The organism is Bradyrhizobium retamae, from assembly GCF_001440415.1.
GTDB lineage: Bacteria > Pseudomonadota > Alphaproteobacteria > Rhizobiales > Xanthobacteraceae > Bradyrhizobium > Bradyrhizobium retamae.
The window spans coordinates 1-19785 of record NZ_LLYA01000182.1 but is presented as its reverse complement, the minus strand read 5'-3'; the positions used below and the strand labels follow the sequence as shown (position 1 = coordinate 19785).

Annotated in this window: 20 protein-coding genes; 10 read left to right on the top strand and 10 right to left on the bottom strand. The window is 60.0% G+C overall.

Annotation, left to right across the window (positions count from 1 at the left end):
- The first annotated feature begins 190 nt into the window (after window positions 1-190).
- Window positions 191-1018, top strand: a complete 828-nt coding sequence (gene rlmB / locus CQ13_RS30715) for a 23S rRNA (guanosine(2251)-2'-O)-methyltransferase RlmB (RefSeq protein ID WP_057846568.1) — start codon at window positions 191-193, stop codon at window positions 1016-1018.
- 55 nt (window positions 1019-1073) lie between these two features.
- Here rlmB and CQ13_RS30710 read toward each other — a convergent pair whose 3' ends face one another.
- Together CQ13_RS30710 and CQ13_RS30705 are read right to left on the bottom strand one after the other, a co-directional pair.
- Window positions 1074-1463: a hypothetical protein gene (locus tag CQ13_RS30710; protein ID WP_063800188.1), complete on the bottom strand. Its 390-nt coding sequence runs from the start codon at window positions 1461-1463 to the stop codon at window positions 1074-1076.
- Between the two features lie 32 nt (window positions 1464-1495).
- On the bottom strand, window positions 1496-1945 hold the full coding sequence (locus tag CQ13_RS30705; protein WP_057846567.1) for a hypothetical protein: 450 nt from the start codon (window positions 1943-1945) through the stop codon (window positions 1496-1498).
- 226 nt (window positions 1946-2171) lie between these two features.
- Between CQ13_RS30705 and CQ13_RS30700 the strand changes: the two genes are divergently transcribed.
- The gene (locus CQ13_RS30700; protein WP_057846588.1) at window positions 2172-3809 is read left to right on the top strand and encodes an alkaline phosphatase family protein; all 1638 of its coding nucleotides are present in this window, start codon (window positions 2172-2174) and stop codon (window positions 3807-3809) included.
- Window positions 3810-3826: 17 nt separating this feature from the next.
- Here the strand turns inward: CQ13_RS30700 and CQ13_RS30695 are convergent, their stop codons facing one another.
- Window positions 3827-4849: a helix-turn-helix transcriptional regulator gene (locus tag CQ13_RS30695; protein ID WP_057846566.1), complete on the bottom strand. Its 1023-nt coding sequence runs from the start codon at window positions 4847-4849 to the stop codon at window positions 3827-3829.
- 219 nt (window positions 4850-5068) lie between these two features.
- Here CQ13_RS30695 and CQ13_RS46540 point away from each other — a divergent pair, with 219 nt between their 5' ends.
- From CQ13_RS46540 to CQ13_RS43580, 5 genes are all read left to right on the top strand, one after another.
- On the top strand, window positions 5069-5434 hold the full coding sequence (locus CQ13_RS46540) for a helix-turn-helix transcriptional regulator (protein WP_082637726.1): 366 nt from the start codon (window positions 5069-5071) through the stop codon (window positions 5432-5434).
- A gap of 207 nt (window positions 5435-5641) precedes the next feature.
- The gene (locus tag CQ13_RS30690; RefSeq protein ID WP_245309422.1) at window positions 5642-6310 is read left to right on the top strand and encodes a hypothetical protein; all 669 of its coding nucleotides are present in this window, start codon (window positions 5642-5644) and stop codon (window positions 6308-6310) included.
- Window positions 6311-6462: 152 nt separating this feature from the next.
- Window positions 6463-7893 carry a DUF1254 domain-containing protein gene (locus CQ13_RS30685; protein WP_057846564.1) on the top strand — a complete coding sequence of 477 codons (1431 nt, stop codon included), beginning with the start codon at window positions 6463-6465 and terminating at the stop codon, window positions 7891-7893.
- A gap of 202 nt (window positions 7894-8095) precedes the next feature.
- Window positions 8096-9103 carry a SphA family protein gene (locus tag CQ13_RS30680; RefSeq protein ID WP_057846563.1) on the top strand — a complete coding sequence of 336 codons (1008 nt, stop codon included), beginning with the start codon at window positions 8096-8098 and terminating at the stop codon, window positions 9101-9103.
- 353 nt (window positions 9104-9456) lie between these two features.
- Window positions 9457-9732, top strand: a complete 276-nt coding sequence (locus CQ13_RS43580) for a hypothetical protein (RefSeq protein WP_156433999.1) — start codon at window positions 9457-9459, stop codon at window positions 9730-9732.
- Between the two features lie 58 nt (window positions 9733-9790).
- On the opposite strand, the gene CQ13_RS30675 is transcribed toward CQ13_RS43580, so the two are convergent.
- Entirely contained in the window at window positions 9791-10015 is a 225-nt protein-coding gene (locus CQ13_RS30675; protein WP_057846562.1) for a hypothetical protein, read from the bottom strand.
- 525 nt (window positions 10016-10540) lie between these two features.
- On the opposite strand from CQ13_RS30675, the gene CQ13_RS30670 reads away from it, so the two are divergent.
- Together CQ13_RS30670 and CQ13_RS30665 are read left to right on the top strand one after the other, a co-directional pair.
- Window positions 10541-11209, top strand: a complete 669-nt coding sequence (locus tag CQ13_RS30670; protein WP_057846561.1) for a hypothetical protein — start codon at window positions 10541-10543, stop codon at window positions 11207-11209.
- A gap of 141 nt (window positions 11210-11350) precedes the next feature.
- Window positions 11351-12289: an alpha/beta fold hydrolase gene (locus tag CQ13_RS30665; RefSeq protein WP_057846560.1), complete on the top strand. Its 939-nt coding sequence runs from the start codon at window positions 11351-11353 to the stop codon at window positions 12287-12289.
- Between the two features lie 13 nt (window positions 12290-12302).
- Here the strand turns inward: CQ13_RS30665 and CQ13_RS30660 are convergent, their stop codons facing one another.
- From CQ13_RS30660 to CQ13_RS30645, 4 genes are all read right to left on the bottom strand, one after another.
- Window positions 12303-12929, bottom strand: coding sequence for a methyltransferase family protein (locus tag CQ13_RS30660; protein WP_057846587.1), 627 nt, complete (start codon window positions 12927-12929; stop codon window positions 12303-12305).
- A gap of 13 nt (window positions 12930-12942) precedes the next feature.
- On the bottom strand, window positions 12943-13995 hold the full coding sequence (locus CQ13_RS30655; protein ID WP_057846559.1) for an NAD-dependent epimerase/dehydratase family protein: 1053 nt from the start codon (window positions 13993-13995) through the stop codon (window positions 12943-12945).
- 33 nt (window positions 13996-14028) lie between these two features.
- On the bottom strand, window positions 14029-14541 hold the full coding sequence (locus CQ13_RS30650) for an Mpo1 family 2-hydroxy fatty acid dioxygenase (RefSeq protein ID WP_057846558.1): 513 nt from the start codon (window positions 14539-14541) through the stop codon (window positions 14029-14031).
- A 341-nt stretch (window positions 14542-14882) separates the two neighbouring features.
- Complete coding sequence (locus tag CQ13_RS30645) at window positions 14883-15860, bottom strand: AraC family transcriptional regulator (protein WP_057846557.1); 978 nt, start codon at window positions 15858-15860, stop codon at window positions 14883-14885.
- Window positions 15861-16013: 153 nt separating this feature from the next.
- Between CQ13_RS30645 and CQ13_RS30640 the strand changes: the two genes are divergently transcribed.
- Window positions 16014-17087, top strand: coding sequence for a class I SAM-dependent methyltransferase (locus CQ13_RS30640; RefSeq protein ID WP_057846556.1), 1074 nt, complete (start codon window positions 16014-16016; stop codon window positions 17085-17087).
- A gap of 232 nt (window positions 17088-17319) precedes the next feature.
- Here the strand turns inward: CQ13_RS30640 and CQ13_RS30635 are convergent, their stop codons facing one another.
- Both CQ13_RS30635 and CQ13_RS30630 read right to left on the bottom strand, forming a co-directional pair.
- A complete protein-coding gene (locus CQ13_RS30635) occupies window positions 17320-18468 on the bottom strand; it encodes a CapA family protein (RefSeq protein WP_057846555.1) in 1149 nt (382 codons plus the stop codon).
- Window positions 18469-18492: 24 nt separating this feature from the next.
- Complete coding sequence (locus CQ13_RS30630) at window positions 18493-19500, bottom strand: ribonuclease Z (protein WP_057846554.1); 1008 nt, start codon at window positions 19498-19500, stop codon at window positions 18493-18495.
- Between the last annotated feature and the right edge of the window lie 285 nt (window positions 19501-19785).

The window sequence follows — 19785 nt, the reverse complement described above, 5'->3', positions numbered from 1 at the left end:
GAACCGGCCGCCCGAGTGGCGGAGGACCGGACCCAAGGATGACGCTGAGGCCGAAAGCCCGTTTCGAACCGGCTGCGACCGGCGCGTTTATGGGCGAAGCGGGATGGCAAAGTCAACCAACGCGGACCACGAAAAATAGGTTCGATCAGGCCAAATTGCCATATTCGCGCCCCCGTGACACAAGCTACCCATGAGCGATCGCGACCGAAAGCCACCGTTCCGCCGCGGCGGCGGCAAACCCTTCGAAAAAGGGCGAAAATTCGCCCATCCGCCCGGCCGGCGCGACCGGGAAACAAGCTCCGACGGGCCGGCGATTCTCTATGGCTGGCACACGGTCTCGGCTGCGCTAGCCAACCCGGAACGGCGGATCCGCAAGCTGTTCCTGACCGAAAATGCCGCCCGGCGGCTGGCGGACGAGAATATCGACACCCGCGTTGCCCCGGAAATCGTCCGGCCGAACGCGATCGACCAGCGGCTCGGGCCGGACGCCGTGCACCAGGGGCTGTTAGCCGAGGTCGATCCCCTGCCCTCGCCCGATATCGACACGCTGCCTCAGGACGGCATCGTGCTGGTGCTCGACCAGATTACCGATCCGCACAATGTCGGCGCCATCATGCGCTCGGCGGCGGCCTTTGCGGTGAAAGCGATCGTCACCACCGCTCGCCACATCCCGGAGGCTACCGGCGTGCTGGCGAAATCCGCCTCCGGCGCGCTGGAGCTGGTGCCCCTGGTCACCGTGCAAAATCTCGCCCGCGCGCTCACCGAACTGAACGACCGCGGCTTCATGACGGTCGGGCTGGACAGCGAGGGGACCGAGGACCTCGCCGCCGTGCCCTTGCAGCAGCCGCTGGCGCTGGTGCTGGGCGCCGAGGGCAAGGGCCTGCGGCAACTGACCCGCGAAACCTGCCGCGCGGTGGCGCGGCTCGACATGCCCGGCGAGATCAAGAGCCTGAATGTATCGAACGCCGCGGTGCTCGCGCTCTATATCGGCGCGAGCCGGCTTGGACTGATGAAATGAACAACGCCCGCTCGCGGGAAGCGAACGGGCGTTGAAGGCTTCAGCTATCGATCAGTCAGTAGTAGCGGCGCAGCACGGGGCGGCCATGGTAATAACGCCCCGTGTAACGGTACCCGTTCCGGTGGTAGTAGCGGTGCGCGCGATAGCCGTAGGAACGGTTGTAGCCATAGCCGTAACCGGAGATCGCGCCTTCGCGATAGACCGGATAAGGCGCGAAATTGCCTGGACCAGTATAAGTCGGGCCCTGGTTGACATAGTAATACTGCTGCTCCGGATCGGGCAGACGCTCGCGGACCCAGCCGCAGGGGCCGCAGCCGGCATAGCCGTAGGTCACGGCCGGGGCGACATAGACCGGTGCTGCGCAAGGGGCGTAGCCGCAGGCCATCGCGGGTGCGGCGGCCATGACGGCCACTGCCGCAATCAATCCTTTAAGTATTTGACGCATTACTCTCTCCTGTTCGTATTTGCTTGGTCTTCTTAACGTGGAAGGTGATGCGGCCATCGCCTGTCATCGCGCGGCGCGTAGATGATTTCGGGCGGATCGACGGGCACGTTGGACTGCGCCGGCAGCGGCGCCGACTGCGCCGACCAGGACTGATGGTAGCTCTCGGCCGGTTGCGGCAACCTTCGATTCGCCGGCGGCTCGATTTCCAGGCGCCCATAACCGGGCATGCGGCCGGCGCTCGGATAATAATGACCGACGCGCGGGACCGGATCGACATAGCGGCCGCCATAGACGGTCGGCTCGACATGGGTGCCCTTGCCGAGTCCCCAGTCACCCTCGACCACCGCATAGGATGCATCGACGCCGTTAATGATGACGGGAACGCCGGGACGGCCCGGAATCACGATCTCGAAGCCGCCGCCGGCAAAGGCGGTCGAATTCGTCGCGATGAAAAGTGCCAGTGTGACGCCGCCGATGCGCATCGCTTGGGATCCCGTTTTTCTAACGTCCCAATTTAATCCAACGTGCCGGTTCAGAGGTTAAGGCCGTCGGCAAAATTGCCGGTAAGCCTAACGCGCAACCATTGATCGCCATTCAATTGCGAGAAATGGCGCTATCCAAACGTTAACGCCTCGTCCGCTCGATTGTTATTTGCGCTGACATATCGCACCATCCAGCCCCCTCCCAATGCCAGCCGAAATGCCCGAGATGACAGCCAAAACACCTGCAAAGAACGTGCTCTGGATCATGTGCGACCAGCTTCGCTACGATTATCTCGGCTGTACCGGGCACCCTGTGCTGAAGACGCCGAACATCGACGCGATGGCCAAACGCGGGGTGTCGTTCTCGAACGCCTATGTGCAGTCGCCGATCTGCGGCCCGTCGCGGATGTCGTTCTATACCGGCCGCTACATGCGCTCGCACGGCTCGCACTGGAACGGCTGGCCGCTGCGCGTCGGCGAACCGACGCTCGGCGATCACTTAAAGAAGATCGGCGTCCGCAACGTGCTGGTCGGCAAGACGCACATGGCGCCGGACCTCGAGGGACTGAAGAACCTCGGCATCCCCGCCGACTCGATCATCGGCGTGCATGTATCCGAATGCGGGTTCGAGCCCTATGAGCGCGACGACGGCCTGCATCCGACGGGACGGCCGCGGCCGGCCTACGACAATTATCTGCGCCAGCATGGCTACGATGCGCCCAACCCGTGGGAGCACTGGGCCAATTCCGGCGCGGCCGAGGACGGTAGCCTGCAGAACGGCTGGCTATTGGTTCACGCCGATAAGGCTGCCCGCGTGCCCGACGAGCACTCCGAGACACCCTACATGACGCGGCGCGCGATGGAGTTCATCGCGGAAGCCGAGGACGACGGCCGTCCCTGGTGCCTGCATTTATCCTACATCAAGCCGCACTGGCCCTACATCGCGCCGGAGCCCTACGCCAGCATGTATGGGCCGCAGGACGTGCAGCCAGTGATCCGTTCACAGGAAGAGCGCGCCAACGCGCATCCAGTGTTCGCCGCCTATATGGACATGCGCTATTCACGCAACATGTCGCGCAACGAGGCGCGCGAGAAGGTCATCCCGACCTATATGGGGCTGATCAAGCAGATCGACGACCAGATGGGCGCGTTAATGCAGTTCCTTGAGAGCCGCGGCCTGCTCGACACCACCATGATCGTGTTCACGTCGGACCATGGCGATTATCTCGGCGATCACTGGATGGGCGAGAAGGACCTGTTCCACGAGCAATCGGCGAAGATCCCTCTGATCGTGATCGATCCCTCGCCTGCCGCCGATGCCACGCGTGGCACGGTCAGCGATGCGCTGGTCGAAGCGATCGACCTGGCGCCGACCTTCATCGACTATTTCGGCGCCACGCCGCCGGATCATATCCTGGAAGGACGCTCGCTGGTGCCGCTGCTGCACGGCGCGCGGCCTGCCGATTGGCGCAAGGTGGTGTTTTCCGAATACGACTACGCCATGCAGGACGTCCGCGTGATGCTGAACCAGCCGATCGAGCGCTGCCGCCTGTTCATGGTGTTCGACGGCCGCTGGAAATACATTCACGCGTCCGGCTTCCGCCCGATGCTCTACGACCTCGAAACCGATCCGCAGGAATTTTGCGATCGCGGCGCCGACCCGGCTTGCGCCGACATCGTGGCGAGGCTGCAAGCCGAGCTGTTCGATTGGGCGCTACACCCGAAGATGCACATCACCACGCCGAATGCGAAAATCGCCGCCTATGCAGCCCAGCAACTGCAGGTCAAGAACGGCGTTTTGATAGGCATCTGGGACGAGGCCGAGCTCGGTGCGATCAGAGAGAAGATCGGGATCAAGCCTTGAGAAGAAAGCGGTCTCTATCACCCTGAGGGCGCGGACACGTCAGCGTGCCTCCATCTATCGCGAAACTCTCGCGGGCTGCATCCGGCGATCCGACGGAAAGCACGAGTAAAATGGGCGGGGTCAGCGTAGCCCGATGAGAACGCTACGTCGATGATCTTATTCTCAGCATCGCTTAGGAGTTTTATCGCATTGTTGAAGCGGACCTGTTCGAGCAAGCCCGAATATGTAAGTCCCGCGAGCGAAAGCTTCCTCTGCAGACTTCTGACACTCAGTCCAATCATCTCAGCCGCCTGAGCTATCGCAGGACCACCTTCATCAAGGTAGGAAGGCAGGCTCAACTTGAGGACGCTGACGACGTCCTTCCCGAACGGCTGCGGCTCGCTCTCAGGTGCATTCGACGGGGTGGCATCGGCGAGGTTTGGAAAGCTCAAGAGCTGCATCGGCACTTCGATCCATGAGGCCGTTTGACCTGACAAGAAGCGGGTGTTCGGCCAATACGACTGAACTTCAATGCTGGGTATATAGATTGCTTCAAACGCGATTACTGCAGGAGTCCAGTTCGCTCCAGCGAACTGACGGACGATGTGTATGACGAATATGTTCTGAAGCCATTGGGACATCTCAAGATGTGAAATGCCCTCCGTTCCAAGTAGCTTGCTACAGATTTTCAAGCTCTCGCCGCATGGCTCTAGCCATAGATGGAGATTTGTATCTTCGATCGGTGCCCACTTGCACGCCTGCTGAAGAGCAACCAATAGAGTTGGCGAATGGCGGATTCTGGCGCGCAGACCATCGCTCAGATGGTCGAAAGACAGCCGCTGAGACGCTCGAAAAGCAATCTCTGATATTCCTTGCTTTCCCTGGGCAGCCGTCGCGAAGCGAACGGCCGGCATCAGCGGCACGTAGTGATCCGCTTTCTCTTCCAAGCACGTAGGAAGCTGAAATTTGGCCAGAAGCGCGGAAGTTGGTCCGCCTATCTCGGAGTGAATCTCTGCGAAAGGCATGAGGAATTGGCAACGAGTCAAAGGAATGACGGTCATTATTATTTTACCCCCCAGAACTTTGTCGCGATCGCAAGAATAGCAGGCAGCCATTTTTCCTGCTTCGTCTTTGTCGTGTACGTTGGGGCAAGACTGCTGACTAATTCCTGTTGACGAGAATTTGGCGGCGGATGGCCAGATTAGTCCGCGAAACGATTCTAGTTTTACAGAATCGGCTGTTTTCCTGGAGGGAGCACAGGCTTCACGCCTCACCAACCGATGAGAGCTGTCCGTTTGCCTTCACTCCAAGCGGTCCGAGCGGCGATTGTCGCGTCGCTGCGACACGGTGACGCAACTCTAGATAGTACGGCTCGCGCACTTAAGATCAGCGTGCGCACTTTGCAGCGCCATCTCGGTCGAATGGGCACAAGTCACAGCGAACTGCTTGCAGAGGTCCGGCTGGACATGGCTTGCCGTTTGCTCGTGAATTCAAGCCAGCGCCTGTCGGATATCGCTAAATCAGTCGGTTATACCAACGCCAGCAGCTTCAGCCGCACTTTCGTGCGTTTGATGAAAGTTCAACCCGTTGTTTACAGACGGCAGCAACTTTCTCGTAAGCATCGGCAGGCGCCATCACACCGTTGAACTATTTCCGAAGGATTGGCGCGAAATGGCAAGACGCGCGATCTGAATGGCGCAAAATGCTTAGCGAAGCTGCCTGCTGAATTTAATTGCCAAGCTCCCAAGGAGCCACTGTTTTGTCGACAAAGCGCGCAACGTGCGCGGGCCGATTTGGAAAGGCCAGCGGGTCCGCCGAATAAGAACAATCCGCTTTCCAGGGAGAGAACCATCATGACATTTCGTGCTGCTCTGATCGCAGTTTGCGCCTCTGGATTGGTAGCCTTCCCCCAACACCTTTTTGCTCAATCTGCATCCGAACATAAGCCGCACATGCCGCTTGAGAAATCCATCGGCCAGGCCAAGCCGGAAGTCGTTCCCTCCCTCTTCGTCCTCAATTCGCGCGGCGCGAGCTTGAGAGACGGAAAGCTTGTGCTGACGGGAATTTCGCCGAATGCAATCGTGTTTGCGGATCGACCGGTTCGCGCGGCCGGTCACGATCTTACGGCGCGAATTGTCGAGGACTGGGGCAACGGCAGCGACAACTTCGCGAAAGATCCTCCAAACGCCACCGTGTCTGGATTTAAGAAAGATGGATCATCGGTGACGGACGCCGTGGTGGTGCTCAAATCGCCCAAGCTCGAGGCCGACAAGCTGACTTTCGATGTCGATGTGCTCGAAGGCGACCTTGCGGGAGCTGATGGACCGGCATCAGTCTTTATCGACATCATTGGCCGTCCGTTCACGCCGCTATCGTTTGCCGGTGTCGCCCGCCGAACGGCCTGGCGCGGTGCCTTCTATCGTGGTGCTGCCGTTGCCGGAGCGGCTGCCGTGGCGGGAGCTGCGGCCTATCCATACTACGCGCCACGGTGCGGATACTATCCCTATCCGCCTTGCTATTGAGCCGTAAATGCTAGCGGCATCGCAGCCGTCGCAGCACAGCGCAGTTCTTCCCGGACTACCCTGTCATGAGGAAATCGCCGACGCCTTAGCAAAGGGAGCCCAGATGTGAAATCGCTACCCGTCATTGAGTTTGTTTCAGGAAAGGAAATCCGATGAACATTACCCGTCGATCCCTCGCATTTGGCGGAATGGGACTGCTGGCAGGTGCGGCCGCAACACGATCAGCCTTTGCCCAAGATTCCTTTTTTGGAGTTGGTCAGGGCCTGGAGGATTTCTGGCTCGCGAGCGACGCCTACATATTTGGCTATCCGTTGGTGACGATGGAGATGACCCGCCGGATCATCACCAATGTCGCCGAACCCGTCGGCACGCGAGCGCCGATGGGCCACATCATCAAGCTGCGCCAATATCCCGACGCCTCGTTCAGGGATGTCACGGCGCCGAACGCGGACACTCTCTACACGACCTCCTTTTTTGATGTCGGGAAAGAACCGTGGGTCCTCAGCATCCCCGACATGAAGGGACGCTATTTCCTGATGCCGATGCTGGATGGCTGGACGACGGTGTTCCAGGTCCCAGGCAAGCGCACCACCGGCACCGGCGCACAGACCTACGCAATCACCGGACCCGGTTGGAAAGGCAAACTGCCGGATGGCGTGAAGGAGTACAAGTCGCCCACCAACATCGTCTGGCTGCTCGGCCGCATTTATTGTACGGGCACGCCGGAGGACTACGCGGCCGTGCACAAGCTGCAGGACGAGTGCAAGCTCGTTCCGCTCAGCGCCTACGGCAAGCCATACACACCGCCTGCAGGAAAAGTAGATCCCTCGATCGACATGAAGACGGCTGTCCGCGAACAGGTCAATCGAATGGACGCGGTATCGTACTTCAGGCTGCTGTGCGAACTCATGAAGACCAATCCGCCGTACGCAGCGGACGCACCCCAGCTTACCAAGTTTGCGCGCATCGGCATCGTTCCCGGGCAGGATTTCGACGAGAGCAAGCTGAAGTCAGACTTCCTCAAGCGCGTGCCGGAACTGTCGTTCGACCGAATCATGCTTCAGTTCAAGATCAACAAGGCAATCAAGGACGAGAATGGCTTCGCCTTCACAACGAAGACTGGCATCTATGGCACCGACTATCTGATGCGGGCCCTGGTGACCGCGATCGGACTTGGTGCCAACCGGCCGCAGGATGCGGTCTATCCGACCTCGCAAAAGGACGCGGATGGCCACAAGTACAACGGCGCAAACAAATACGTCATGCGGTTTGCCAAGGGGCACCTGCCTCCCGCGGAGGGATTTTGGTCGCTCACGATGTACGACAGCGGCTACTTCTTTGTGAACAATCCGCTCAACCGGTACTCGATCAGCGCGCGGGAAAACCTGAAGGAAAATCCTGACGGCTCAACCGACCTCTACATCCAGAAGGACTCGCCAGGCAAAGACAAGGAATCGAACTGGCTTCCCGCGCCTGCCGGAGATTTCATCCTCATGCTGCGCATGTATTGGCCGCAGGAAACCGACCCGTCGATCATCAGCGGCACGTGGACCGTTCCTGCCGCGAGGAAAGTCGACGCCTGAGAACTTGAGTCTCATGCCGGCCCTTGCGCTGGGCCGGCATGAACCTTGGGCTGCGTTGCCCATCCGGTCACGAGATGCACATAAACAGCGGGGGAATGTCATGTGGCTTGCCCATGTCCGGAGAGAGGGACAACCCAACCGGCGAGATACAACAAGATCCGGAATTCGTTCGCCGTTCGGAATCTCGGTCGTCGCCACAGCGATGGTGATAACGTCACTCTCGTCTGCGATCGTCTTCGCCGACGAAGGTGGTGTTTCATATTGGCTTCCCGGCCGCTTCGGCAGCCTTGCAGCGACACCTCAGGTCCCCGGCTGGTCGATGGCAGAGGTCTACTATCACACCAGCGTAAGTGCGTTCGGCAATGCAGCGGCCGCCAGGGAAATCCACGTCGGCAGAATCCCCGCCACGGTGAACGTCGACCTGAACCTGCGCTTGAATGCGCAGGCGGATCTGGTGCTGCTCAATCCCACGTACACATTCGCAACGCCAGTGCTGGGCGGCCAACTTGCCATTGGCGTGACCGGACTGTTCGGGCGATCGAGTGCAAATCTTGATGGAACGCTGACGGCTGCAATCGGTCCGCTGGTGACAACGCGCACGGGCAGTTTCGGTGACTCAATTACCTCGGTTGGCGACCTCTACCCGCAGGCGACGCTCAAGTGGAACGCCGGCGTGCACAATTTCATGACCTATGTGACGGGAGATATTCCCACAGGAGCTTACGATTCGAGGCGCCTCGCCAATCTCGGCATCGGTCATGCCGCCATCGATGCCGGCGGCGGCTACACCTACTTCAATCCGCAGGCCGGCCATGAGTTTTCTGCTGTCGCGGGGTTCACCTACAATTTCAAGAATCAGGATACGCAGTACCAGAATGGCATCGACTTCCACCTGGATTGGGGAGCTTCTCAGTTTCTATCCAAGCAGCTTTTCGTTGGCCTGGTGGGTTATGCTTATCAGCAGGTCACAGATGATTTCGGTGCGCATCCCATCCTGGGAGGCTTCCGGTCCCGAGTATTCAGCGTCGGTCCTCAGATCGGCTTTCTGTTTCCCGTGGGCGACCTGCAGGGCTTTCTGAGCCTGAAAGGATACGGTGAGTTTGCCGCAGAGAATCGTCCGGCCGGCTGGAATACGTGGCTGACGTTTTCGATCTCGCCGATGATGCCCACCAGCACTGTGATACCAACCCGACGCGTAGCGACGAAATAGCAGGGAAGCGATCGACCGCGGTGCCGATTCCGCCTGCGCCGATATCGTGGCGCGGCTGCAGTCGGAGCTGTTCGACTGGGGCCCTGCAGCCGAAGATGCACGCGATGCCAAACGCAAAGATCGCCGCCTCTGCTGATCGGCATCTGGGACGAGGCCGAGCTTGGCGCGATCAGGGAGAAGATCGGGATCAAGCCATAAGACCAGTGATGCGCATTGCACGACGGATTAGCCCAGGCAAAAGACGTCCGGCGTTCTGTCTCGGCATCAAGTGAGCGTGAGGCGTGAGACAGTTCACAGTTGAGAATCGCGAGTTGATTTAAGGCCGTCGCAAACCCGGCTTCGGGAGACGAGCCATGCCATTATTCAACGATCATATCCATTGGCAGGGAATGGGCACCATAGTGGTGGTCGGGCTTTTCACCCTGTTCGCCCTTACGTTCGCAGTTGTTAGTTACGTGAAATGGTCATCGAATGCCGACGTGGCCGAGTTTATTAGCACGACCGAGTCATCGGCATCTGATCCGAACCATTCCAACGAATCTGCAGCGCAGAACCCGCCCGCCAAGGGCCGAACGAACTGCCCCCTCGGTGAGAAATCGCCCCCAACTCAACTACTGCCCTTGCCGTAATCTACACTTCGAACTCGGTCTCGCGCTTACGACGCTCATCGTGAGCCAAGGGACGCTTTCATCCACGGCCGACAAGTTCGACTGGAGTGCGGTAGAGCTCGTTACTGTCTCCGTCGGTGACACGCACAGCACATCCGGCGGAACACAGCTCGGGGCGAACGATGCAAAGCTCGCTCGCAAGGCTTTCTGCCTTATCGATCGCGTTTTCTGTGTTTTCGAGATACATGCCGCCCTGGTTTTTGAACTCCGCGCCGATGACGAGATCAAAATTGAAGTATGGCATTGGTGCCCCCTGCCAAATTCAAGCTGCATTGAATCTAACTGAGTCTGGTGGGTTCCCTCATTTCAATTTCTGCTTTTGACATCTGATTGTGATCGTCTGTTGCGCTTCGGTACCGCGACCGCACCATCACGTGCACACCACTCGACGCGGCACCTGCTGGTCGAGACCTTGGTCGGACCATCGCAATGGTGATTTGTGCGCGATTGAATGAAATCGGCCTCTTGAGTCCGCACGACCAGGAATTCGCGGCCTTATCGCCCCGGGCACGATTACGTTCTGCTCCGGGTGCTTTGGCGAAAATCATCGAGGATTTGGAACTGGTGTTGCGGCGGAGACACGTCGGATTGGTAAATTGCGGCCGCTCACGCCACGTTTATTGCAGTTCCGAGCGCGCGGGCGCTACGGTCGCTCGGCGAAGCACTTCGCAGCCCTTCGAGGAGCGCAATGAAGCCATATCGCGGCGATATCGGAACTGTCGGCTGGTTATCGTTTCCCTGCCGGGCATCGTTGCGTCGACTGCACGCGATGGCTATCGCAGTCTTGCTGCTCCTGGCGATCGGCGGAAGCCCTGCACAGGCAAGGAGTTCCGCACCGGCAGCCTCGACTGCTCACGTGTATCTGCTCCGCGGCGTGCTCAATATCTTTTCTCTGGGGCTCGATGACATTGCGGTAAAGCTGCGAGCGCAGGGCATCCCGGTCACTGTCGCGAACTTTGCCTCCTGGTCGTCGCTCGCCGACGAAGCCGCCGCCGGATACAAGAGTGGCAGGATCAAGACGATCATTCTGGTCGGGCATTCCTCGGGCGCGACCGCGCTTCCCGACATGGTCGCCAAGCTGGATCAGCTTGGCGCTCCCGTTAAGCTCGCCATCGGCCTGGATTCGGTCTTCCGCACCAGCCTCTCGGGACGCGTGGGACGCTATATAAACTTCTACATAGCCAACGGCGCCGGCACGCCGGTTCAGAAAACCGGACAATTCCAGGGCAAGCTCGAGAATGTGAACGTGCAGAACGTGCCTGGCGTCGGGCACATGTCCATCGAAAAGAACCAGATCATGCAGCAGAAGGTGATAAGCGAGATCGACGCTGTCGTCTTCGGCCGATCCGTACCAGCTTCGGGGCCGCAGAGGCCGCGGCAACCTGGAGAGGCAAGCGCGGCGAGGTCCGGCACGGCAAGCGCCGCGGCGGTACGCTAGTAGTTCGAACGCCGTCGCCGAAGCGACGAGCGCCGCAAATTCTGCCAATTCCTCGACGATAGATCACCCGCAGAGCGCCGGGTGGCGTGGCCCGCCGGCAAAGTCCGGCACCTCTACGCCTAAATCGCGAGCGGAATGCATATGAGAAGTCCGACGCTGGTTGTAGCCGTGGTGGTCCGTGCAGCCCTTTCCGTCTGCATCTTGTCGGCCGTTTGCAATCTGGCGGTCGCCGATCCGGTCGCACGCACGACCAATGCTATCGCAACCGTCGCTCCCGACACGCCGCCCGCCGCGGCCCAGCCGCAGGCGCGCGTGTACCTGTTCCGCGGCGCGCTCGGTCCGATCTTTTCGCGCGGGATGGACCGCCTGACCAACCGCCTCCAGGAAGCCGGTATCCGGGCTGACGTCTACGAATTCACGATTTGCCGGCTGATCGCGGATCAGGCGATCCGCGATTACCGGAACGATCCTGCTCCGATCGTCCTGATCGGTCATTCGATGGGCGGACTGTGCGCCTTGACGTTCGCCGGGATACTGAAGTCCGAAAACATAGACGTAAGCCTGGTGGTCACCATTGATCCGGCTCAGGCCAGCCCAAAGGTGCCGCTGAATGTCGAGCGTTACATCAACATCTTCCTGTCCGACAGCATACTGGGCGGCGGCGATGTGGTGGCGGAGCAGGGTTACCAGGGACACTACGCGAGCTTCGATTTGAAGCAGCACGGGGAAGTCACCCACATCAACATCGACAAGATGGATTCCATCCACGAGCAAGTAGTGACAGCAGTTGCGCAACTTGCGACGACGCCGTTGCCGGCCAAGGGAGAGGCGGTGCCGCTGCGCTACGTCGTTCCTTCCGATGCCCCGCTGGAGCTGTGGGACAGCGGCACGCAGCAACTCGCCCGTTCGGGCGATACCTTGCAGAGGCTTGCGGCACTGAACCAGGTACCGCTGTGGTCGCTTACCCAGGCCAATCAGCATTCCGACAGTGCACCGCTATCAGTTGGCCAACGCGTCCTGGTTCCGCGCCGTCTTGCTGCACCTGTCGCGACATCAGCGGTGTCGCGACGGAAACGGTAGGTGCAGAGCGACGTCAGGCACGCGGCAGGAACGGAATCAGCATCGGAACGCGACGGCAATACGAGCCGTAGGCATCCGCACCGAGTTCCGCCGTGAGGAAGCCCTCCTCCATGCGGGCCTTCAACCCCATCCCGAGCGAGATCAGCGCCGCCCCCAGTATCGCGGTCACTGTTCCGACCGCTATACCCGTCACCAGCATCCCGGCGATAAGCCCCGTATAGATCGGGTGGCGCACCAGCCCGTAGGGGCCGGTGTCGATGACCTGATGGCCTTCCTTGTGCGTGATCGCGTTCGACCAGAATCGTCCGAGATGAATTCTCCCCCACCATGTGAATGAGATCCCCGCAAGGACAAGGCATGCGAGCACGTAGATGCCAAGGCTGCCAAACTGCCAGAGCGGCTTTTCGCCCAGGACCTTGCCAGTCAATGGCAGGAAAAGCATGGCCCCTACGAGAATGGGGGAGCGGTATTTGAGCGACTCCCAGGTCATCACGTGTTTCTTCGTTTGACCGGACCAGAACGACGCCAAAACCCAGCTCATGACCCACAAAATCCAGATGATGGCGAGCAACTGTGTGGGCCAGGTAGTGGTCCAGCCACTCAAGGCGAAAGCCAACAATTGACCAGGGTCGTTCAGCATGTCGCGGACCATCTTAAGCGATTGGATCAACCGCCGAACAGGCGCTCGACGTGAAACGAGTGCTCGGCATTGAGTCCCATTCAGGTTGGTTGTGGCCGGCATCAAGCAGATGCGCAATGGTTTCACGCAACACGGGTTCGACGGGACCCGGCGCATAGCCCAGCTCTCGTTGCGCTTTTTCGATCGACAATGCCCCCGCCCGCAACGCGATACGAACGCCTTCGGCCGTACCGGACGGAGGCCGGCGCGTCACGTGATCGGCGATGAACTCCAGCGTTGCAGTGATCATTTCGGCGACCTTGCCGTTCACTTGAATGCACCGGATGCGACGGCCGCTGATATCAGCCATGAGTTCGAGAATCCGTCTTAGCGGCATGCTTTCGCCACCGAGAACGTAGCGATGTCCAGCGTGTCCGCGCTCCATGGCAAAGATCAGCCCTTCGGCGGCGTCGCGCACATCGACGAGGTTCACGACAAAATCAAGGTGCAACTGAAGACGTCGGTTGAGAAAATATCGGAGCATCGCCGTCGGCGGGGTAACGTTATGGTCATAAGGCCCGACGGGCATGGTGGGACAGCCGATAACCACGGGGTATCCGGATGCGGCCGCCTGCATAGCGAACCGGTCGGCGAGCATTTTCGAGCGCGTATACGGACCCGGCATGTCGTCCGGCAGGAGCGCATCGTCAGCGACAGGAACCGCCGATGGCGAGGCACGGAACAGAATGGACTCCGTCGAGCAGTGCAGGAAGCGCTTTATGCCGCGCTTGCGCGCCGTCTCAATGACGATCTCGGTGCCGCCGAAGTTGACGGTGTGAAAATCGGCTTTCCGCGGCAGCCACATCCCCGGCAAGCCGGCCAGGTGGTAAACCTCGTCGACCCCGTCCATCGCGCGGTCAACCAGGTCCCGATCAAGCACCGATCCCCTGACATACTGAACCTGCGGCAACGCGCGAGGGGGTGGCTGAAGATCGAGCACCCTCACCTGCCGACCTCGCGCTATCAGCGCCGAGGCCAGGTGCTTTCCGATGAATCCGCTGCCGCCTGTGACCAGTATGCGCGTCATGCTACGGGTGCACTCAAGCTGAACTATTTGAGATCAAGATGCGGCGCCTTGAGGCTGCACTTGGATGATGATGGCGAGATCGCGCCGAAAGCCCAGCGCGATAAACAGCTTTGCCATGACAAACATTGGGCCCAGCAACAGGTGAGTCGGATTGTCGACCAGCGCCGGCTGCCGCCGCTCGAACACGCGATGCCCAATAATCTGCGATGCGACGCCGACGACAATCAAGATGGCCGTAAGTGACCACATGCCGGCAATCGTCGCATGACCAACGATCACGGTGGCAGCGGAGAGCAACACAACCGCGGCCCCGAGGATTCCTGCGCCAAGCGCGAAATCGAGCAGAAACCAATAGACGAGCACCGGGATGACGGCGATGGTTGCCGCGCTGGTTTGGAACCCGAATATGGTGATGGACCACAGACTGAGCGGAAGGATAGCGGCCAGGAACAGGAACACGATGCCGAACACATGCATTGCGCAGTTCCAGGGATCACGATGATACTCAACGTAATCCGCAAGCTGCCGCCGAAAATAGGAACTCATGCGGTGCTTATCCCCCTGCTATCGGCAGACGCGGCCAGACGGGTCAACCAAACCCGGCGCACCCGCTTCGATGCCCCAACTTCCCAGAGACAGAATGCTAGTTAAACTCGGGAATCATGATCAAGTCAAAACGCGGACGCGGCACGTTTGGCAGCCCTCGAGCGCGCGAAGGCGCTGCCAACGTCGACAAATCATGCAGTAATTCAGGCGATTAGCGTCGTACTGCGTCTCGGGAACCGCCACGAATTGCGATAATTTTCCCGCAGGTGTTGCCGTTCAGCCAATCAGTTACGATCGTTTCGTGAGCCCTTTTTCCCCCGTGAACCAGCGCAATCGCGCGCCTACTCCGGCGATATGTGCGTCTGCCGCCAGGCGGCCGGCGGCGTCCCTACCGTTCTGCGGAACGCACGATTGAAGGCGGCTTCGGAATCGTAGCCAACCGCCTCCGCCACGCGGGCGATCGGATCGCTTCCAGATGCCAGCAGACCGGCAGCGAGTTGCATGCGCCAGCGCGTCAGATACTGCATCGGCGGTTGCCCGATCAGATGAGTGAACCGCTGCGCGAACGTCGATCGCGACAACCCCACGGCCTTCGCGAGATCATCTAATGTCCAATCCGCCGCTGGCTCGCCATGCAGGAGATTCAGCGCTTGACCGACGTGTCGATCGGCCAAGCCGGCAAACCAGCCGGTCTGTTCGGGGCCAAGCGCTTCGATATGGCACCTGATCGCCTCGACAAAGAGCAGTTCACCCAGCCGGGCCAGCACGCCCTCCCCGCCGGTGCGGCGCCCCTCCGATTCAACCCGTGCGGCATTGATCAGGTAACCAAGTCCCGAATTCTGCCGATATGAACTTCCCTGCAGATGCAGGACCGGAGGCAGCGCCTCCACCAGCGGATTGAAGGGACGCGTGTCGCAGCCGAGAAATCCGCACAGGATGCGCGCATCGGCGGGTCCGTTGTCACCGAGCCGCATCATGAGCGGAAGCTGACCAGCCCTCGCCTGACCATAGATGTTCAAATCAGGCATCGACCGCATGCCCGGAGCGCTGGAAAGCACATGTGCTGAGCCCTGCGGAAAAGCGATGATATCGCCGGTCTCGAGCCGCACGGATGGCGCATCGATCAACCCGCCCCAGCAGCGACCATCGACCACCACGTGATACTCGATGACGTGCTGTGCCCCAGGCAAGACGGCTGAAGCGCAGGCGGCCGATGCCGGCGCCTCGGCCACCCATGGTGCGCGGACGTCAAGATGGAAGAACATCGCGCTACTGAGTCGTACCGCGCGCAACACATCGGACAGGGCATCCGCCCCCATAGTCGCAGCTCCAAATCGGACGCTCGGTCACGCTTCTCGGACGAACTGCAAAAAATAGAAAGAATTCAGACGCCTAGTCAAGCCATCCGGCAGTCTGGTCATTTGCCGCACCCCCGCGAGGACCTATGTCCCATCGCGCCAAAGGAGGCAGCCATGAACATTTTGGTCAGAGAATTAAACGAGCAGAAGCTGGACGTATTTGTTACGCGGATATTGGGCGATCTCGGCGCCGCCATGATTGCACCGCTGGTGCGCATTGGTGACGAACTCGGACTGTACAGCGCGCTCGCCACGTCGGGACCGGTGACGCCGGAAGAACTGGCGCGCCGGACCGGAACAGTCGAGCGCCTTGTACGCGAATGGCTCAGCGCCCACGCCGCGGCCGGCTATCTGGACTATGACGCTACGACCAAGCGCTTCTCCATGAATCCCGAGCAGGCCATGGTGTTCGGCAATCCTGACAGCCCGGTCTACATGCTGGGCTCGTTCGAGGTTTGCCAAGCCGTGATGGTTGACCAGCCCAAGGTGAGCAAGGCTTTCCGCAACGGCGGCGGCTCCGGCTATCACGAGCGATGCAACTGCCTGTTCAGCGGAATGTCACGGTTCTTCGGCGTGAGCTACAAGGCCCATCTGGTGCAGGAATGGCTTCCCGCATTGGACGGCGTGGTCGAAAAGCTCGGCCGCGGTGCGCGGGTCGCCGATATCGGCTGCGGCCATGGCATCTCAACCATCCTGATGGCGAAAGCATTCGAACGGTCCAGATTTTTCGGGATCGACAACCACGAAGGTTCAATCGCCTGCGCCCGCGAGAACGCGAAACGCGACGGCGTAGCAGCCAGGACGGAATTTGACGTCGCCACGGCCAAGAATTTTGTCGGCGGCAATTTCGACCTGATCTGTTGCTTCGACGCGCTGCACGACCTTGGTGATCCCGTCGGCGCGGCGAGCCGCATTCTGCAGGCTCTCGCCCCTGACGGTACGTTCATGGCCGTGGAGCCGCTTGCTGGAGACCGGCTGGAGGACAATATCAATCCGGTCGGCCGCCTCTATTATGCCGGCTCCACCATGATCTGCACGCCGGTTTCCCTGGCGCAGGAGGTCGGGCTCGCGCTCGGTGGGCAGGCAGGACCAAAACGGTTGGAAGCGGTTCTGCGCGAAGCCGGGTTTAGCCGTGTCCGGATCGCAGCCGAGACACCCTTCAACATCGTGCTCGAAGCGCGGCGATAAGACTGACCGCGTGTCGTTTCTTAGGCCACCGGAAGCACCCTCCGGTGGCAAAGGTGCCTAATCATGACGCAGACGTTACAAGCAAAACAAGGCAATCGAGGACTTGGCCAGGCCGGCTGGATCCTCGATCATTGGATCGCCTCTTTCCTCGCAGCGGTAGAGCGCACTATCCGTCATCGACGCACGAAGCATCGGGCCAGGACGCAGCCCGCAATATCTACTGCATCTAGCGTTAGGTCCCGGCCCGAGGCCCGATAACGACAAGCTGCCGTTCGGAATCAGGAATGACCCTTGTTCCGAACGGCTGACAGCTCCCGTCCAGTGTCCGCTGGATCCATTCGATGTCCTGCCGCGCTGGAATGGAGAGACGAAAGTTCTTGATCTGCAAGGGGACCAGTTTGAGCGCATGGAGGCTTCCGCTGGTCGGATCCAGGTCGGCGAAATACATCAAGGCAAGGTCGTCACGGTAGCGCTCGTAACCCCTGATGCCTTCATAGTCGTTCAGGAAATCACCGCAGCCATAGAGAATGAGGCGGTCTCGATAAATTTCGATCGCTCGCGGATGATGCGAAGAATGCCCGTGAACGATCGACACGCCTGCCTTGTCGATGAGGGCCCGGGCCAGAATTCTCTGCTCGTGGGGAATGTGATATCCCCAATTGGATCCCCAATGGATTGAAACGACGACGAGATCGCCCGGCCTCCTGTGTGCCATGACCTGGTCGGCGACCTCCCACCCACTCGCCTCGGAGAGGTCCGGCAGCAAGTTGACGCCTGGCGCTTCTGGCGTCGCAGCCCATTCGAGCGGGATGCCGCTCGATGTCGATCCAAACGAAAAGATCAAGAGCCGCGCTTTGCCAAGGTTCAGCACCGCGGGTGCGCGCGCTTCATGATCGTTGCGTCCCGCGCCCGTTGCCTTGACGTTGAGTTTTTGCAGTGTAGTCAGCGTCTCCAGCAAGCCGGCGCGGCCCCAATCGAGCACGTGATTGTTGGCCAATACGCAGCAATCGATCTCGGCCGTTACGAGACATTCTGCATTCTCGGGGCTCATGCGGTAGTTGATGCCCTTGTTCATGCGGTCGTTGCTGCGGGTCACTGCCGTTTCGAGATTGATGATCCGCGCATCCGGTTGCATCCGCTCCAACTGGCCTAGCGCAGCGCCCCAAACGTAGGACGGCCCGTTGCGCCGCGGAATGGGCCCGTTCGCCTGCTCGGCGAGCTGCACGTACCCCTCCGCCGATCGAACGTAATGTTCGTAGATCTCGGGGCTGCAGGGGTGCGCCAACACCTGGTCGATGCCGCGGCCGCACATGACATCTCCGCACAGAAAGAACCGTACCAATTTCCGATGCCCAGCCGGCAAACGTCTTTCCTCGAGCATGAAAATTCCGTTCAGGTTTTTGCGTCAGATGTGGGCCCCCTTGAACGCCGTCATCACCTCGGCCAGCATCCGCTCCTCCTCTCCCGCATAGCGCGGAGAGAAGTGAAACGGCTCGACACGGCGCACATCGGCTTCCCGCGCAATTTCTCCGGCAGCCGTCGTTGTAAGATGGCCCCGCTCCCTCGCCAATGCGGCATCTGTGCCTGCGAATGCCGCATCAATGAAGAGAATGTCCGCATTCTGAACGAGCGCCACGATGGCGGCGCGATTGGCCGGCGTATCGACAACATCGGTAACATAGGCAATTTTCTGGCCGGCAGTGACCGTCAGGAGGTCACGCAGGCTGCCGAGCGGCTCGAGGCGACCGTCCGAAGCCGCCGCCCCGTCGATCCGTATCAAATGATCGTCCGGCCGGCCTTCCACAACCGCCTGCTTGAGCCACTGCAACCACGGACCGACCGGAAGCCCGCGCTCGGATAGTCGATTCTTCCAAATGTTGACATGGGCCGTTTCCTGCAGGGCAAAGCCGAGGCAGGGCGTGCCGTGCTCGAGGATGGCGGCTGAGACCCGGCGGGTCCGCTCGTCAGATAGGACGCCGTCAAGAACTGTCTTCGACACCTTCGGTTCCGCGGCAAAGGCGTTCTTCAGCCGGAACTGCCTGGTCGCAATGGAGTTCGGCGTCTCAAATTCGCTGACAACGAAGATCAGATCGGCACCGTAGTTCTCGACCAGATTCCATCGATAGGCCTGAAGTTTGTGGAAGACGCGCTCGGCAAAACCGGCCGGGCCGTAAAGATGTACAGTTTTCTCCAGTCCTACCAGCAAACGGAGCAGATGATCGAAGCCCACGAAATGATCGATATGCGCATGCGAAACGAAGATCTGATCGACGCGTCGTATCTTCCGCGGTGACAGTGAAGCGATTTCCCCGAGATCGAACAGCACGCTGTGCGTCTTGAACAGCGTCTCCACATAGACCGTTGGGTCGCCGTAGCGACCGTTGACCAGGCTCGGATGGAAGATCGGTCTCATGACAAACTACGCAGCAGGCTTTTCACGCGGCTTGTGCGTCACTCTACCTTCACCGACCAACGAAACCTCCTTTGTGTGCCAGCTTGATTTTGGTCAATGCTCCAGGAGCTTCCAGATTTAAGCAGACTTTCGGCCTTCGCACCGGCTACTGGGACCACGACTAAAGACATCGACAAGTGAAAATGGCCCCTTCAAGGAGCCATTTTTCGTCGGTGCGAGCCGGTGCCCGCCCTAGGAGCCTGTCCGAGTAATCGGATTTTTCTCGACGAAGAACAAGCGTTGTGA

Bases quoted from the DNA above. Each gene is read 5' to 3' on its own strand.
- rlmB (WP_057846568.1), top strand. From the start codon at position 191: ATGAGCGATCGCGACCGAAAGCCACCGTTCCGCCGCGGCGGCGGCAAA.
- CQ13_RS30710 (WP_063800188.1), bottom strand. From the start codon at position 1,463: ATGCGTCAAATACTTAAAGGATTGATTGCGGCAGTGGCCGTCATGGCC.
- CQ13_RS30705 (WP_057846567.1), bottom strand. From the start codon at position 1,945: ATGCGCATCGGCGGCGTCACACTGGCACTTTTCATCGCGACGAATTCG.
- CQ13_RS30700 (WP_057846588.1), top strand. From the start codon at position 2,172: ATGACAGCCAAAACACCTGCAAAGAACGTGCTCTGGATCATGTGCGAC.
- CQ13_RS30695 (WP_057846566.1), bottom strand. From the start codon at position 4,849: ATGACCGTCATTCCTTTGACTCGTTGCCAATTCCTCATGCCTTTCGCA.
- CQ13_RS46540 (WP_082637726.1), top strand. From the start codon at position 5,069: ATGAGAGCTGTCCGTTTGCCTTCACTCCAAGCGGTCCGAGCGGCGATT.
- CQ13_RS30690 (WP_245309422.1), top strand. From the start codon at position 5,642: ATGACATTTCGTGCTGCTCTGATCGCAGTTTGCGCCTCTGGATTGGTA.
- CQ13_RS30685 (WP_057846564.1), top strand. From the start codon at position 6,463: ATGAACATTACCCGTCGATCCCTCGCATTTGGCGGAATGGGACTGCTG.
- CQ13_RS30680 (WP_057846563.1), top strand. From the start codon at position 8,096: ATGGTGATAACGTCACTCTCGTCTGCGATCGTCTTCGCCGACGAAGGT.
- CQ13_RS43580 (WP_156433999.1), top strand. From the start codon at position 9,457: ATGCCATTATTCAACGATCATATCCATTGGCAGGGAATGGGCACCATA.
- CQ13_RS30675 (WP_057846562.1), bottom strand. From the start codon at position 10,015: ATGCCATACTTCAATTTTGATCTCGTCATCGGCGCGGAGTTCAAAAAC.
- CQ13_RS30670 (WP_057846561.1), top strand. From the start codon at position 10,541: ATGGCTATCGCAGTCTTGCTGCTCCTGGCGATCGGCGGAAGCCCTGCA.
- CQ13_RS30665 (WP_057846560.1), top strand. From the start codon at position 11,351: ATGAGAAGTCCGACGCTGGTTGTAGCCGTGGTGGTCCGTGCAGCCCTT.
- CQ13_RS30660 (WP_057846587.1), bottom strand. From the start codon at position 12,929: ATGCTGAACGACCCTGGTCAATTGTTGGCTTTCGCCTTGAGTGGCTGG.
- CQ13_RS30655 (WP_057846559.1), bottom strand. From the start codon at position 13,995: ATGACGCGCATACTGGTCACAGGCGGCAGCGGATTCATCGGAAAGCAC.
- CQ13_RS30650 (WP_057846558.1), bottom strand. From the start codon at position 14,541: ATGAGTTCCTATTTTCGGCGGCAGCTTGCGGATTACGTTGAGTATCAT.
- CQ13_RS30645 (WP_057846557.1), bottom strand. From the start codon at position 15,860: ATGGGGGCGGATGCCCTGTCCGATGTGTTGCGCGCGGTACGACTCAGT.
- CQ13_RS30640 (WP_057846556.1), top strand. From the start codon at position 16,014: ATGAACATTTTGGTCAGAGAATTAAACGAGCAGAAGCTGGACGTATTT.
- CQ13_RS30635 (WP_057846555.1), bottom strand. From the start codon at position 18,468: ATGCTCGAGGAAAGACGTTTGCCGGCTGGGCATCGGAAATTGGTACGG.
- CQ13_RS30630 (WP_057846554.1), bottom strand. From the start codon at position 19,500: ATGAGACCGATCTTCCATCCGAGCCTGGTCAACGGTCGCTACGGCGAC.